Origin of the sequence: Streptomyces sp. MH60, from assembly GCF_002939385.1 — a bacterium.
In the GTDB taxonomy this organism is placed as follows: domain Bacteria; phylum Actinomycetota; class Actinomycetes; order Streptomycetales; family Streptomycetaceae; genus Streptomyces.
Genome location: NZ_MULI01000124.1, coordinates 1 through 13,380 on the forward strand (window position 1 = coordinate 1; position 13,380 = coordinate 13,380).

Annotated in this window: 12 protein-coding genes and 1 pseudogene; 3 read left to right on the forward strand and 10 right to left on the reverse strand. The window is 72.6% G+C overall.

Annotated features, from left to right (window positions below):
* The 6 genes from BZZ08_RS36795 to BZZ08_RS36820 all read right to left on the reverse strand — a co-directional run.
* Positions 1 to 433 (reverse strand): PRC-barrel domain-containing protein (locus tag BZZ08_RS36795; protein ID WP_133169260.1); only part of this gene is annotated, 433 nt, incomplete at its 3' end.
* A gap of 72 nt (positions 434 to 505) precedes the next feature.
* Positions 506 to 1,333, reverse strand: coding sequence for a lysophospholipid acyltransferase family protein (locus tag BZZ08_RS36800; RefSeq protein WP_104636508.1), 828 nt, complete (start codon positions 1,331 to 1,333; stop codon positions 506 to 508).
* On the reverse strand, positions 1,333 to 2,103 hold the full coding sequence (locus tag BZZ08_RS36805) for a GNAT family N-acetyltransferase (RefSeq protein WP_104636509.1): 771 nt from the start codon (positions 2,101 to 2,103) through the stop codon (positions 1,333 to 1,335). Before BZZ08_RS36805 ends, BZZ08_RS36800 begins: the two co-directional genes overlap by 1 nt.
* Positions 2,104 to 2,327: 224 nt before the next feature.
* Positions 2,328 to 3,074 carry a succinate dehydrogenase/fumarate reductase iron-sulfur subunit gene (locus BZZ08_RS36810; protein WP_104636510.1) on the reverse strand — a complete coding sequence of 249 codons (747 nt, stop codon included), beginning with the start codon at positions 3,072 to 3,074 and terminating at the stop codon, positions 2,328 to 2,330.
* Positions 3,071 to 5,020 (reverse strand): fumarate reductase/succinate dehydrogenase flavoprotein subunit, encoded by a 1,950-nt coding sequence (locus BZZ08_RS36815; RefSeq protein ID WP_104636511.1) that lies wholly within the window; start codon positions 5,018 to 5,020, stop codon positions 3,071 to 3,073. The genes BZZ08_RS36810 and BZZ08_RS36815 overlap by 4 nt, the downstream gene beginning before the upstream one ends.
* 1 nt (position 5,021) lies before the next feature.
* Entirely contained in the window at positions 5,022 to 5,693 is a 672-nt protein-coding gene (locus BZZ08_RS36820; RefSeq protein ID WP_104636512.1) for a succinate dehydrogenase, read from the reverse strand.
* 131 nt (positions 5,694 to 5,824) lie between these two features.
* Here BZZ08_RS36820 and BZZ08_RS36825 point away from each other — a divergent pair, with 131 nt between their 5' ends.
* Positions 5,825 to 6,709, forward strand: a complete 885-nt coding sequence (locus BZZ08_RS36825) for a LysR family transcriptional regulator (RefSeq protein ID WP_052842528.1) — start codon at positions 5,825 to 5,827, stop codon at positions 6,707 to 6,709.
* Between the two features lie 15 nt (positions 6,710 to 6,724).
* Here the strand turns inward: BZZ08_RS36825 and BZZ08_RS36830 are convergent, their stop codons facing one another.
* On the reverse strand, positions 6,725 to 7,621 hold the full coding sequence (locus BZZ08_RS36830) for an NAD(P)H-binding protein (protein WP_104636517.1): 897 nt from the start codon (positions 7,619 to 7,621) through the stop codon (positions 6,725 to 6,727).
* A gap of 189 nt (positions 7,622 to 7,810) precedes the next feature.
* On the opposite strand from BZZ08_RS36830, the gene BZZ08_RS36835 reads away from it, so the two are divergent.
* Positions 7,811 to 8,647, forward strand: coding sequence for a LysR family transcriptional regulator (locus BZZ08_RS36835; protein ID WP_104636513.1), 837 nt, complete (start codon positions 7,811 to 7,813; stop codon positions 8,645 to 8,647).
* A gap of 18 nt (positions 8,648 to 8,665) precedes the next feature.
* Here the strand turns inward: BZZ08_RS36835 and rmdA are convergent, their stop codons facing one another.
* The 3 genes from rmdA to BZZ08_RS36850 form a co-directional block, all read right to left on the reverse strand.
* On the reverse strand, positions 8,666 to 10,810 hold the full coding sequence (rmdA, locus tag BZZ08_RS36840) for a cyclic Di-GMP phosphodiesterase RmdA (protein ID WP_104636514.1): 2,145 nt from the start codon (positions 10,808 to 10,810) through the stop codon (positions 8,666 to 8,668).
* Positions 10,807 to 11,619 carry an SAM-dependent methyltransferase gene (locus BZZ08_RS36845; protein WP_104636515.1) on the reverse strand — a complete coding sequence of 271 codons (813 nt, stop codon included), beginning with the start codon at positions 11,617 to 11,619 and terminating at the stop codon, positions 10,807 to 10,809. The genes rmdA and BZZ08_RS36845 overlap by 4 nt, the downstream gene beginning before the upstream one ends.
* Positions 11,620 to 11,844: 225 nt before the next feature.
* Positions 11,845 to 12,792 carry an SCO0930 family lipoprotein gene (locus BZZ08_RS36850; RefSeq protein ID WP_104636516.1) on the reverse strand — a complete coding sequence of 316 codons (948 nt, stop codon included), beginning with the start codon at positions 12,790 to 12,792 and terminating at the stop codon, positions 11,845 to 11,847.
* A gap of 268 nt (positions 12,793 to 13,060) precedes the next feature.
* Between BZZ08_RS36850 and BZZ08_RS39185 the strand changes: the two are divergent.
* A pseudogene (locus tag BZZ08_RS39185) lies at positions 13,061 to 13,380 on the forward strand (hypothetical protein); the annotation flags it as partial.

The window sequence follows — 13,380 nt, forward strand, 5'->3', positions numbered from 1 at the left end:
GGCCGGCCAGGCCCGCCGCACCCGCCGCTCCGGCGGCTCCGGCCGCGCCCGCCGTGCCCGGTCCCGCGGCCCAGCGGCCGTCGTCGGTGCGCTCGGCCTCGGACAGCACGCTGTCCCAGTTGATGCCGTAGTAGTCGTAGAGCCGGTGCTCCTCGGTCTCCGACAGATGGCCGCCCGCGTCGACGTCGACAGAGGGCGCGCCCTTGACCTGGTCCTTGCCGTAGGGAACCTCGAGGTGGTCCTGCACCAGCGCGGCGTCGCGGACGGGCACGAAGGACTCGGCGGAGCCGAACATGCCCGTCTTGACGCTCACCCACTCGGGGCGCCCGGTCATGTCGTCGAAGAAGACATGCTTGGCGTCGCCGATCTTGTTGCCGTCCCCGTCGTAGACCGGTTGGTCCAGGACGTTGGCGATCTCTTCACGGGTGATCATCTGCCATCACCCTCCTTTCGAGTGCCTGCCTTCCGGTTGTCCGCATCCAGCGGTAAGGAAACGGCACAAACCTCACAAAGCACACAGACTTTTCGAAGGTGCTTTCCCCTGGTCACCGTGGACCTCGTCCTCGGTGGCCCGGGCCAGGGCACGGCGGTCGCGGTGGCGGCCGGGCGGTACGGCCGGTCTCACCTCCACCTCGGCGGTCAGACCGCGCGCCGACGCCACCCGCCACAGGGAGGCGAGCAGCGTGTCCACGCCGACGAACGCGGGCGTCGTGCTCACCCCCCGCTCCCCGGCCCGGTAGCGGATCCGGACCGGCTGGACCGGCACCCCGGCGTCCAGGGCGGCCTGGAACACCGCCCGGCGGAAGGGCCCGTGGGCGCGTCCGCACCAGGTGCTGCCCTCGGGGAAGGCGGCCACCGCGGCGCCCGCGCGCAGGGCCCGCGCGATCGCGTCGACCGTGCCCGGCAGGGCCCGCGGCCGGTCCCGTTCGATGAACAGCACCCCCGCGCGCGCCGTCGGCCCGCCCGCCACCGGCCAGCACCGGATCTCGCTCTTGGCCAGCATCCTCGCGGGGCGTACGGCGGCCAGCAGCGGGATGTCGAGCCAGGAGACGTGGTTGGCGACGAGGAGCAGCCCGCCCCCGGGGACGGCCGCCCCCGTGACGCGGACCCGGACCCCCGCGGCCCGCACGATCCACCCGCACCAGCGCCGCACCAGGGCCGCGGGCAGCCTGCGCCGCAGGCCGGACGGCGCCAGCACGACGGCGATCCCGGCGAGGAGCAGCACGGCGACCGCGGTGAGCCGCAGTACGGCCCGCGGCACCGCCGCCCCGGCCCGGGACGGCTGCACGCACGCGGCGGGGGTGCAGGGCGCCAGCGGCAGCCAGCCGCTCATCAGGCCGGGGCCAGCGAGAGGAAGTGCCGCAGGTAGCGCGGGTCGACCCGGCTCATCGGCAGCAGCACGTACAGGTCCGCGACGCCGAAGTCCGCGTCGTGCGCGGGCTCCCCGCAGACCCAGGCGCCGAGCCGGAGGTAGCCGCGCAGCAACGCCGGCAGCTCGGTGCGGGCGGCGGGCGGCGCCGGGCGCGGGACCCACGGCAGCAGCGGCCGTACCCGGTACTCCTCGGGCGCCAGGTGCCTGGTCCGCACCCGGTCCCAGGCACCGGCGGCGAGGGCCCCGCCGTCGGCGAGCGGAAGGGAGCAGCAGCCCGCCAGCCAGGCGTGGCCGCGGTCGGTCATGTAGCGGGCGATGCCGGCCCAGACGAGTCCGATGACGGCGCCGTCGCGGTGGTCGGGGTGCACACAGGAGCGGCCGACCTCGACCAGGGAGGGCCGGATGGCGTCCAGCGCGGTGAGGTCGAACTCGTTCTCCGCGTACAGCCGTCCGGCGACCGCCGCGCGCTCCGGGGGCAGCAGCCGGTAGGTGCCGACGACCTGCCCGGTGGTCTCCTCGCGCACGAGGAGGTGGTCGCAGTACGCGTCGAAGGCGTCGATGTCGTACCCGGGCTGCGGGCTCGCCAGCAGCGCGCCCATCTCCCCGGCGAACACGTCGTGCCGCAGCCGCTGCGCGGCCCGTACGTCGTCCTCGTCGCGGGCGAGGGCGACGGTGTAGCGGCGGGGCGCGGCGGGCTTCGGGGGACGGTCAGCGGTCAGTACGCCGGTCATGGGTGCTCTCCTGGTCGTGAGAACGGGGTCGTGGGGACGGCTCGCCCCAGTTCTTCCGACGCCGGCTGTACTGCGCATGACGCCCGCCGGGAGCGCGGATGTGCGCTTCCTGAATGCCGGGAGCGAAAGCGAGACGGGGCCGGGGGGAGCACCTCCCCCGACCCCGCCCGTCCGCACTGTGTCGGCGAACGTTCACTGAACGCGCCCCGAAGGGGGCGTGAGTGTTACCGCTGCACCTTGCGCGTGGCCCGCAGCCATTCCTTGTTCATGCTGGTGATGGAGACCAGCGGAATGCCCTTCGGGCAGGCCGTCGCGCACTCGCCGGTGAGCGTGCACCCGCCGAAGCCCTCCGCGTCCATCTGCCCGACCATGTCCAGCACCCGCGTCTCCCGCTCGGGCGCGCCCTGCGGCAGGACGTTCAGGTGGTTCACCTTCGCGGAGGTGAACAGCATCGCCGCCCCGTTCGGGCAGGCCGCCACGCACGCGCCGCACCCGATGCACTCCGCGTGCTCGAAGGCGAGGTCGGCGTCCGGCTTCGGCACCGGCGTGGCGTGCGCCTCCGGCGCGGCACCGGTCGGCGCGGTGATGTAGCCGCCGGCCTGGATGATCCGGTCGAAGGCCGAGCGGTCGACGACCAGGTCCTTGACGACCGGGAAGGCGGACGCCCGCCACGGCTCGACGTCGATGGTGTCGCCGTCCTTGAAGGACCGCATGTGCAGCTGGCAGGTGGTGGTGCGCTCGGGACCGTGGGCGTCGCCGTTGATGACGAGCGAGCAGGCGCCGCAGATGCCCTCGCGGCAGTCGTGGTCGAAGGCGACCGGGTCCTCGCCCTTGAGGATGAGTTCCTCGTTGAGGGTGTCGAGCATCTCCAGGAACGACATGTCCTGCGAGATCCCGTCCACCTCGTACGTGGACATGGCGCCGTCGGCGTCGGCGTTCTTCTGCCGCCAGACGCGCAGGGTGAGCTTCATGCGTAGCTCCGCTGGGTGGGGTGGACGTACTCGAAGACCAGGTCTTCCTTGTGCAGGGTGGGGGCCTCGCCGGTGCCGGTGAACTCCCAGGCGGCGGCGTAGCCGAACTCGTCGTCCTTGCGGGCCGCCTCGCCGTCCGGGGTCTGGGACTCCTCGCGGAAGTGGCCGCCGCAGGACTCGGCGCGGTGCAGCGCGTCGAGGCACATCAGCTCGGCCAGCTCCAGGTAGTCGACGATGCGGTTGGCCTTCTCCAGCGACTGGTTGAACTCCTCGCCGGTGCCCGGGACCTTGATGCGCCGCCAGAACTCCTCGCGGATCTGCGGGATGCGTTCCAGCGCCTTGCGCAGCCCGGAGTCGGTGCGGGCCATGCCGCAGAACTCCCACATCAGCTCGCCCAGTTCGCGGTGGAAGGAGTCCGGGGTGCGGTCGCCGTCGACGGACAGCAGCAGGTTCAGCCGGTCCTCGGTCTCGGCCAGCACCTCCTGCACCACCGGGTGGTCGTCGTCCACGTCGTCCTTGTGCGGGGTGCGGGCGAGGTAGTCGTTGATGGTGGCCGGCAGCACGAAGTAGCCGTCGGCCAGGCCCTGCATCAGCGCGGAGGCGCCGAGCCGGTTGGCGCCGTGGTCGGAGAAGTTGGCCTCGCCGACGGCGAAGAGGCCGGGGATCGTGGTCTGGAGGTCGTAGTCGACCCACAGGCCGCCCATCGTGTAGTGCACGGCGGGGTAGATCCGCATGGGCACCCGGTACGGGTCCTCGTCGGTGATCCGCTGGTACATGTCGAAGAGGTTGCCGTACTTGGCCTCGACCGCCTTGCGCCCCATGCGCTTGACGGCGTCGGCGAAGTCCAGGTAGACGCCCTGGCCGCCGGGACCCACTCCCCTGCCCTCGTCGCAGACGTTCTTCGCGGCGCGGGAGGCGATGTCGCGGGGGACGAGGTTGCCGAAGGACGGGTAGATGCGCTCCAGGTAGTAGTCGCGCTCGTCCTCGGGGATCTTGTTCGCGGGCCGGTCGTCGCCCTTGGCCTTGGGCACCCAGATCCGCCCGTCGTTGCGCAGCGACTCGCTCATCAGCGTCAGCTTGGACTGGTGGTCGCCGGTGCGCGGGATGCAGGTCGGGTGAATCTGCGTGAAGCAGGGGTTGGCGAAGTAGGCGCCGCGCCGGTGCGCCCGCCAGATCGCGGTCGCGTTGGAGTTCATGGCGTTGGTGGAGAGGTAGAAGACGTTGCCGTAGCCGCCGCTGGCCAGGACGACGGCGTCCGCGAAGTACGTGTCGATCTTCCCGGTGATCAGGTCGCGGGCGACGATGCCGCGGGCCCGGCCGTCCACCACGATCAGGTCGAGCATCTCGGTGCGGGCGTGCATCTCGATGTTTCCGGCCGCGATCTGCCGGCTGAGCGCCTGGTAGGCACCGAGCAGCAGCTGCTGGCCCGTCTGGCCGCGGGCGTAGAAGGTGCGGGAGACCTGCACGCCGCCGAAGGAGCGGGTGTCGAGCAGACCGCCGTACTCGCGGGCGAAGGGCACGCCCTGGGCCACGCACTGGTCGATGATCTCGACGGAGATCTGCGCGAGCCGGTGCACGTTGGACTCGCGGGAACGGAAGTCGCCGCCCTTGACGGTGTCGTAGAACAGGCGGTGGATCGAGTCGCCGTCGTTGCGGTAGTTCTTCGCCGCGTTGATGCCGCCCTGGGCGGCGATGGAGTGGGCGCGGCGCGGGGAGTCCTGGTAGCAGAACTGGACGACGTGGTAGCCCTGTTCGGCGAGGGTCGCGCCCGCGGAGCCGCCCGCGAGACCGGTGCCGACGACGATGACGGTCTTCCCGCGCCGGTTGGCGGGGTTGACCAGCTTCGCCTCGAAACGGCGCGTGTCCCAGCGCTCGTTGACGGGCCCGGCCGGGGCCTTGGTGTCGGCGACCGGCGCTCCGGTCGTGTAGTCGGCGTAGGTTGTCATGTCAGCTCACCACTCCGGTCATGACGCCCACGGGTACGGCGACGAAGCCGATCGTGAGCAGCAGCGCGAGGACGTTCGCGGTCGTCTTCAGGGCCCGGTCGCGGGTGCGGCTGCCGGCGCCGAGGGTCTGGGCGGCGCTCCAGAAGCCGTGCCGGATGTGCAGGCCGAGGGCGAGCATCGCGACGATGTAGATGACGTTGCCGTACCAGGTGGAGAAGGTGTCCACGACGTTCTGGTAGGGCTTGCCGGTCTCGAAGCCGCCGGAGTGCACGGTGCCGGTGGTCAGGTCGAGGATGTGCCAGACGATGAACAGGCCGAGGATGATCCCGCCCCAGCGCATGGTGCGCGTCGCGTAGCTGGAGCGGGGCTTCCTGTGCACGTACTTGCTGGGCCGCGCCTTGATGTCGCGGCGGCTGAGCTGGTACGCGGAGACGGCGTGGGCGACGACGGCGACCACGAGCACGACGCGGATCAGCCAGAGCGTCCACTCGTAGTGCATGAACGGCTCGCCGACCGTGCGCAGCCAGTGGGCGTAGTGGTTGAACTCCTCGGTCCCGAAGTAGATCTTCAGGTTCCCGATCATGTGGGCGACCAGGTAGAGCAGCATGACGAGACCGCTGACCGCCATCACTGTCTTCTTGCCGACGGTCGAGTCCCACACGGTGCGCGCCATGGACGGCCGTCGGTCCGTCCGCGTTGCCAGAGCCATGTCACAGGACGTTACGGGCCCGGCACCCCATCGGTCCAAGACATGGAACGCCTGGTTTCCATAGGGGCTGCCTATCGACGACGTATGCTCGCGGTATGCAGTTGCAACAGCTCCAGTACTTCGTGGCGGTCGCCGAGACCCGGCACTTCACCCGGGCCGCCGAGGTGGTCCACGTGGCGCAGCCCTCGCTGTCGCAGCAGATCAAGGCGCTGGAGCGGGAGCTGGGGGCCGACCTGTTCCTGCGGGCGCGCGGGAACATCACGCTCACCGACGCCGGGGAGGCGCTGCTGCCGCTGGCCCGGCGCATCCTGGCGGACGCGGACACCGCGCGGCACGAGGTGCTGGAGCTGGCGCAGCTGCGCCGCGGCCGGGTCAGGCTGGGCGCCACCCCGAGCCTGTGCACCGGCCTGCTCCCCGACGTGCTGCGCGCCTTCCACGACCGCTATCCCGGCATCCAGCTGCTGATCGAGGAGGGCGGCTCGCACGACCTGGTGCGGGAGCTGGCGCGCGGCGCGCTCGACCTGGCCCTGGTGGTGCTGCCGCTGCCCACCGCCTCACCGGCGCTGACCACGGTGGAGCTGCTGCGGGAGGACCTGGTGGTGGTGTCGTCCCCGGAGTCGCCCCGGCCGGGCGGCGGGCGCCGTGCCGTACGCATCACCGACCTGGAGGGCGAGCGTCTGGTGATGTTCCGGCACGGCTACGACCTGCGGGAGCTGACCGTGGCCGCGTGCCGCTCGGCCGGGTTCGAGCCGGACTTCGCCGTGGAGGGCGGGGAGATGGACGCGGTGCTGGGCTTCGTGCGGGCCGGGCTCGGCATGGCGGTCGTCCCGCGCATGGTGGCCGCCCGCTCCGGACGCGGGCTGCGGGTGACCCCGCTGGCCCGGCCCGGCCTGCACCGGACCATCGCCCTGGCCCACCGCAGCGACGTGGCTCCGCCCCGCGCGGCACGGGAACTGCAGCGGATGCTGCTGGAGCGGTGACAAAACCGTCCGGCGTCACAGCGTGGCCGGGCGGAGGATCTCCTCGCACCAGCGGCGGAAGCTCGTGGGCGCGGTGTCCGGGGTGCCGGGCGCGGACGCGCCGTAGAAGCCCTGGGCGTCCATCGCCGCGGCCATGTCGGCCAGACCCTGCGCGCCCGCCTCGCTCGCCCCGAAGCGGAGGGCCGACGCCCGGTACGCCTCCGGCGCCGTCTCCCGCACGCGTACCGGACGGCCCAGTACGTCGGACAGCACCTCGGCCATGCCGTTCGGGGTGAGGTCGTCGGGGCCGACGAGCGGGACGTCGGCGCGGCCGGTCCAGTCGGCGTCGAGCAGCAGGCGGGCGGCGGTGGCGGCGATGTCGGCGGTGGCACAGGTCCGCAGGACGCGGTCCGTGGCGCAGGCCATGCGGAACTCGCCCGTGTCGCGCAGGGCGGCCGCCTGCCCGAGCAGGTTCTCCATCAGGAAGGGCGGGCACAGGGCGCGGTAGTGCACGCCGGTGGCCGCGATCCGGTCGTCCATGGCCAGGGAGGCGGAGATCGGTCCGGCGTCCTTGGCCACGCCGCGTCCCAGGCTGGAGACGGCGACGACCCGTGCGACGCCGTGCCGGGCGATCACCTCGCACAGCGGCAGCGTGAAGTCGCGGAAGTGACCCTCGACGCTGTCGGCACCGGGCGCGGGCGGCACCAGCCAGAACACCCGGTCGGCACCGGCGCAGGCGGCGGCCAGGACCTCGGGGTCGGCGTGCGAGCCCTGGACGACCTCGGCGCGCTCGCGGGCGCGGGCGGTGAGACGGGCGGGGTCGCGGGCGATGACGCGCAGGGCGGTCCCGTCGTCCCGGGCGTCGAGGGCGTCCAGGAGGTTGTCGAGGACCTGTCGGCCGATTCCGCCGGTCGGGGTGGTGATGACGATCACGAGCACAACTCCGGTTCAGGGAGGGAGAGAAGACGGGGGCCGCGCCGGGGCGGGAAGCCCGTTCCGTACGCTTCCCGGCGCTCTCTCATCCTGTTCTCCGGGCCGGTGGAACTGAAGGACCGATCCGATCCCGATTGTTACCCTGGGGGTCATACCAGCCGGTCCACCTGCCAGGGAGGGAGGCGGGGCATGGAGTCGCGTTCCCTGCGCTACTTCGTCGCCGTCGCGGAGGAACTCAACTTCGCGCGCGCCGCCGAGCGGCTGGGCATCTCCCCGCCGCCGCTGTCCAGGGCGATCCGCCGCCTGGAGACCGAGCTGGGCGTGACCCTGTTCGAGCGGACCACCCACCGTGTCACCCGGACCCCGGCCGGCGACGTCCTGCTCGCCGAGGCCCGCGTCGCGCTGGACGCCCTGGAGGCCGCCGGGCGGCGGGCCAGACGGGCGGCCGAGGGGCCGAAGCTGGTGCTGGCCGCGAAGGCCGACGGGGACGCGGGGCTGCTGGAGCCGATCCTCGCGCGCTACGCGACCGAGCCCGGGGCCCTGCCGGTGGCCGTCCGGCTGTGCGGGTGGCAGGAGCAGCCGCGGCTGCTGCGCGCCGGGGAGGCGGACGTCGCCCTCGTCCACGCCCCGTTCGACGCGGCCGGCCTGGACACCGAGACGCTGGCCGCCGAACCGCGCGTCGCCGTCCTGGCGGCGAACCACCCGCTCGCCGCCCGCGACCGGCTGGCGCTGGCCGACCTCGGCCTCGACGCGGGCAGCGTGGAGCGGCACATCGACGAGGCCCGGCGTGGCCACGACGACCTGGCCCAGGTGCTCACGGCCGTCTCCCTCGGGAAGGTCGTCACCCTGCTGCCCGCCTCGGTGACCGCCCGCTACCCGCGCCCGGGCGTCGCCTACCGCCCGGTCCCGGACGCCCCGCCGGTCGTCCTCTCCCTCGCCTGGCCCCAACACTCCCGCTCGACGGCCACCGCGGCCCTCGTCCGCGCCGCGACCGAGGTCGCCGAAGCGGCCCGTGACGGGGCGTGAGCCGGGCGGCGCCCTCGTTCAGCCCGTGGCGTCCACCAGTGCCAGGTCGTGCAGGCGCTCCGGCGGCCCCGGGCGGGCGTAGTACCAGCCCTGGGCCGTGTCGCAGCCGAGTATGCGCAGCTGCTCGGCCTGGGCGCCGGTCTCCACGCCCTCCACGGTGACCGCGAGGTCCAGGCTGTGGGCGAGGGCGACGATCCCCTCGACGATCTTCAGGTCGACGGGGTCCGCCGGGAACTGCTGCATGCTCTGCGTGAACGAGCGGTCCAGCTTGAGGACGCTCACCGGCAGCCGGCGCAGGTTGGCCAGGTTGGAGTACCCGGTGCCGAAGTCGTCCAGGGCGATGTCCACACCCATCTCGGCCAGCCGGCGCAGCGGTTTCAGCAGGTCGTCGTCGGCGCCGATGAGCGCCGACTCGGTCACCTCCAGGCACAGCGCGTCGGGCGTGACACCGGTCCGCTCCAGGATCTCGACGGTGTCCTGGACCAGTCCCGGGTGGGTGAGCTGGCAGGGCGAGAGGTTGACGTTGATGCGCAGCGGGCCCGCGGCGCCGCCCTCGCCGTACCGCTCGCGCCAGAGGCGGGCCTGCCGCACGGACTGCTCCAGGACCCAGCGGCCCAGCGGCACGATCAGCCCCGTGTGTTCGGCGAGCGGGATGAACCGGTCCGGGCCGAGCACCCCGTGCTGCGGGTGCAGCCAGCGCACCAGCGCCTCGGCACCGCGCACACTGCCGTCACCGAGGTGGACCAGCGGCTGGTACTCGATGAAGAACTCGCCCCGCTCCAGGGCGGCGGGCAGCGCGGTGGTCAGCCCGTGCCGGGTGATGACACGGGCGTCGGCCTCCGGATCGGCCAGCTCGAAGCGGTTCCCGCCCGCCGACTTGGCCCGGTACATGGTGATGTCGGCGCTGCGCAGCACCTCGGCCGGGCTGCGCTCGCCGGCCGGGCCCTCCACGATGCCGATGCTGCCCCGCACGGTCAGTTCGCGACCGTCGACGCTGACCGGGGCGAGCAGCGCGTTCATGATGCGCCCGGCCAGCTCGTCGACCTCGTGCCGGGTGTCGGGCCCCGTGGTCAGCGCCACGAACTCGTCGCCGCCGAGCCGGGCGACCATCTCGCCGGGCGCGGTGGCGCAGGCCTGGAGCCGGTCGGCGACCTCCACGAGCAGCCGGTCGCCGGCCGCGTGGCCGAGGCTGTCGTTGACGGTCTTGAAGCCGTCGAGGTCGAGGTAGCACAGCCCGAAGCGCTGGCCCGGGCCCGCGTTCAGCGCCTTCTCCAGCCGTTCGAAGAAGAAGCTGCGGTTGGGCAGGCCGGTGAGCGCGTCGTGCGTGGCCTCGTAGCGCAACCGCAGGTTGAGCAGCCGCCGTTCGGTGGTGTCCTCCATCAGCGCGAGCTGGTACTGCGGGGTGCCGTCGGCGTCGCGCAGCAGGGAGACGGTCAGGTTGGTCCACAGGACCGTCCCGTCGGGCCGGTAGAAGGCCTTCTCCACGTGGTAGTGCTCGCGCTCGCCGCGCACCAGTTCCTCGTAGAGCCGCCAGGTCTGCGGCGCGTCGTCGGGATGCGTCCACTCGGTGGCCCGGCGGCCGCCCAGCGTGGATTCGGCGATGCCGAACATGCGCATCAACGCGTCGTTGACCTGGAGGACGTTGCCGTCCAGGTCGGCGATGCCGATGCCTATGGCGGCGCCCTCGAAGACCGCGCGGAAGCGGGCCTCACTGGCGTGCAGGGCCTCGGCCACCACGCCCTGCGCCTTCAGGGCGGCCTGGGCGATGGCCTCCTGCTCGGCGAGGGTCCGGTCTCGCAGCGCCCCGGCGAACCCGGCCGCCATCGCGTGCTGGAGCCGTGCCGAACGGGCCCGCAGGTCCTCCGGGTCGCCGTCCTCGCCGCAGTAGAGCACCAGGTAGGCGTCGACGCAGTCCAGCGTCCGGGAGAGCGCCTCCGGATCGGTGCAGTGCGAGTCCACGAGCGCGGCGCCGACCGCCCGGGCCTCCTCGGCGTCGAAGCTCCGCGCGTGCAGCACCCCTCGCAGCCTGCGGGCCAGCGGCAGCAGCTGGGCCTCGAACTCGGGCCGGGTGGACGACGTCGAGGTCACCGGGAACACCGCCCGGCTCCAGATCGTCGCGAACCGGCGCAGTCTGTCCTGCGGCCCGTCCGGCTCCGCGCTCACGCCGTACGCCCCACGCCGGCGAACCCGGAGAACGCGTACGGGTCCTCGTCCTCCGGCTCTTCCTCCGGCCTCCAGCGCGGCATCGGAACCAGTCCGGGTTCCACCATGTCGTACCCCTCGAAGAACCGCGCGATGTCGTCGCGCGAACGCATGATCAGCGGATTGCGGATGTCCTTGTACACGTCCACCGCGCCCCCGGCCCGCTCGGCGGGCAGCGGGATTCCCTCGTACGAGGCGTGCGTGAGGACGAGCAGGCTGCCGGGCGCGAGCGCGTCGCTCAACTCGGCCACCGCGGCGTACGGGTCGTCCTCGTCTTCCACGAAGTGCAGTATGGCAACCAGCAGCAGGGCGACCGGTCGATTCAGGTCGATCAGCCGCTCCACCTGGGGGCTGGCCAGGATCTCGCGCGGCTTGAGCAGGTCGCCGGCCACGACGTCCGCGTCGTCGTGGCCCGCCAGGACGGCCTCGCTGTGCGCCACCGCCACCGGGTCGTGGTCGACGTACACCACGCGGGCGCCGGGGCGGCTGCGTCCGGCCACCTCGTGGACGTTGCCGAAGGTGGGGATGCCGGAGCCGATGTCGAGGAACTGGTCGATGCCCTCGTCGGCCGCGAAGCGCACGGCCCGGCGCATGAACGCCCGGTTCGCCTGCATGATCTTGGGGAGTCCCGGCATGAACTCCATCGCCCTGCGGGCCGCTTCCCGGTCGACCTCGAAGTTGTGCGAACCGCCCAGGTAGAAGTCGTAGATCCGGGACACGCTGGGCACCGAGATGTCGATGCTGCGAGGGGCCCAGGCGGGACGCTCCATCTAGCTCTCCAAGGCATAGGCGGTCCGGTGTTCGAGCTGAGGCTACTGATCGCCCGCCAAAGGAGCGAGCCCAAACGGAAATTGACCGTCCGTTCCCGGTCACTGCCCGCGGCACGTGCCGTGAGCGAAGGCATCACAATGCGCACGAACGGGACCGTCCCCTCCGTCTGGGTACGGAGGGGACGGCCCGCGGTCGCGCGCTGAAGGTTGGCAGGCGGGAGGTCGCTACTTCTTCGGCGCGCCGACCGGCTTTCCGTCGGGCTTGACGGCGTACCAGGTGCCGCCCACGCCCTGACCGTTGGTGTCCCCGGCCTTCTTGTCGCCGGCGAAGGTGTAGATGGGCCAGCAGTCGATCGTCTGCTGGACTCCGCCGTCGGGCCGGGTGAAGCTCATCAGCCCCTTCTTCTCCACGCCCTTGGTGTCGTTGGCCTCGACGGGCGCCACGACCGGCCACTTCTCCAGGCAGGCGCCGGTGCAGGCCGACACCGGCTTCGGCCAGGCCTCGTCCTTCATGAAGCGGTAGACGGTCATGCCGTTCTTGTCGACGACGATCTCGCCGAGTTTCGGGTCGTTGCGGGTGGACAGCCCGGCGGCCGGTTCGGCCTTGGCCTTCTTGCCGTCCGCGGCCAGCGCGTACCACTTCTTGCCGACACCCTGGCCCTTGACGTCTCCGGCGGCGGTGTCCTTGGCGTAGCGGTACGCGGGCCAGCCGCCGATCGTCAGCTGCTTGGTGCCGTCGGGCCGGGCGACCTCGCCGAGCAGGTCCTTGTCGATGCCCTCACCGGCGAGGGCGTCGTCGGCGGCCACGGGCGGCCACATGGTGGCGCAGTCGTTCTCGCAGGTCGTCTTGGGCGGCTCGGCGGTGTCGGCGTCGAAGCGGTAGAGGGTGCGGCCCGCTCCGTCGGTCACCAGCTCGCCGATCTCGGCGTTCGCCGTGACGGACAGCTTGCCCGCGGGCTCCGGCGCGCTCGCCGAGGGCTGCCCGGCGCCCGCGCCGGTACCGAGTCCGTCACCGGCGCCGGTGCCGAGGTCGCCGACGTCGCCGGGGGCGGCCGTGGCGCCCACGTTCTGGCTGCCGGTGGCGCCGCCGCCGTCCTGGCCGCACGCCGTCGTCAGCGCCAGCAGCGCCGCGGCGCCCGCCACGAGTGAGGCGCTCCGCCAGGAGGTCTTCATCGTCAATCCCCGATCGTCACGAAGGTGTTGGGGCGCCCTGGTGGGCCGCCGCACGACCCTGGGTACGCACGGGGGAGCCCGTTGTGTTCAACCGGCCGCGGGTTTTCTTCCCGTCCGCCACCGGCGTGCGGCCCCTCGTACAGGTTTCCGGGCTTCCGCGCGAGCGGGTCCGCCCTCGTCAAACCCCTGGTGGGGCCGTGTCCCTCCTTCGGGGCAATCACCGGGCACTCGGGCGTGGGACGGTGCGCCAGGCTCCATGATCTGCGTCGTGCATGGACCCGAACCGACCCGATCCGCCGCCGCCGGACGGGTGTTGGCCCTGGTGACGCTGACGTTCACCCTCGTCGGCATACCGGTCGGCACGGCGCAGGCCGACGCCTGCGCGTACGCGTCGACAGGACCGGACGGCACCGACGCGGTGGCGGTGGCCGGGAGCGCTTCCTGGCCCACCTTCCCGCCCTGTCCGAGGCCCACCCCGACGCCCACACCGACCCCGACGCCCACGCCTCCCCCGCCCGAGCCCCCTCCCCCGCCGCCGCCCGCGCCGAAGCCTCCGCCGCCCGAGCCGCCGAAGCCGAAGCCCGAACC

Bases quoted from the DNA above. Each gene is read 5' to 3' on its own strand.
- BZZ08_RS36800 (WP_104636508.1), bottom strand. From the start codon at position 1,333: ATGAGCGGCTGGCTGCCGCTGGCGCCCTGCACCCCCGCCGCGTGCGTG.
- BZZ08_RS36805 (WP_104636509.1), bottom strand. From the start codon at position 2,103: ATGACCGGCGTACTGACCGCTGACCGTCCCCCGAAGCCCGCCGCGCCC.
- BZZ08_RS36810 (WP_104636510.1), bottom strand. From the start codon at position 3,074: ATGAAGCTCACCCTGCGCGTCTGGCGGCAGAAGAACGCCGACGCCGAC.
- BZZ08_RS36815 (WP_104636511.1), bottom strand. From the start codon at position 5,020: ATGACAACCTACGCCGACTACACGACCGGAGCGCCGGTCGCCGACACC.
- BZZ08_RS36820 (WP_104636512.1), bottom strand. From the start codon at position 5,693: ATGGCGCGCACCGTGTGGGACTCGACCGTCGGCAAGAAGACAGTGATG.
- BZZ08_RS36825 (WP_052842528.1), top strand. From the start codon at position 5,825: ATGCAGTTGCAACAGCTCCAGTACTTCGTGGCGGTCGCCGAGACCCGG.
- BZZ08_RS36835 (WP_104636513.1), top strand. From the start codon at position 7,811: ATGGAGTCGCGTTCCCTGCGCTACTTCGTCGCCGTCGCGGAGGAACTC.
- BZZ08_RS36845 (WP_104636515.1), bottom strand. From the start codon at position 11,619: ATGGAGCGTCCCGCCTGGGCCCCTCGCAGCATCGACATCTCGGTGCCC.
- BZZ08_RS36850 (WP_104636516.1), bottom strand. From the start codon at position 12,792: ATGAAGACCTCCTGGCGGAGCGCCTCACTCGTGGCGGGCGCCGCGGCG.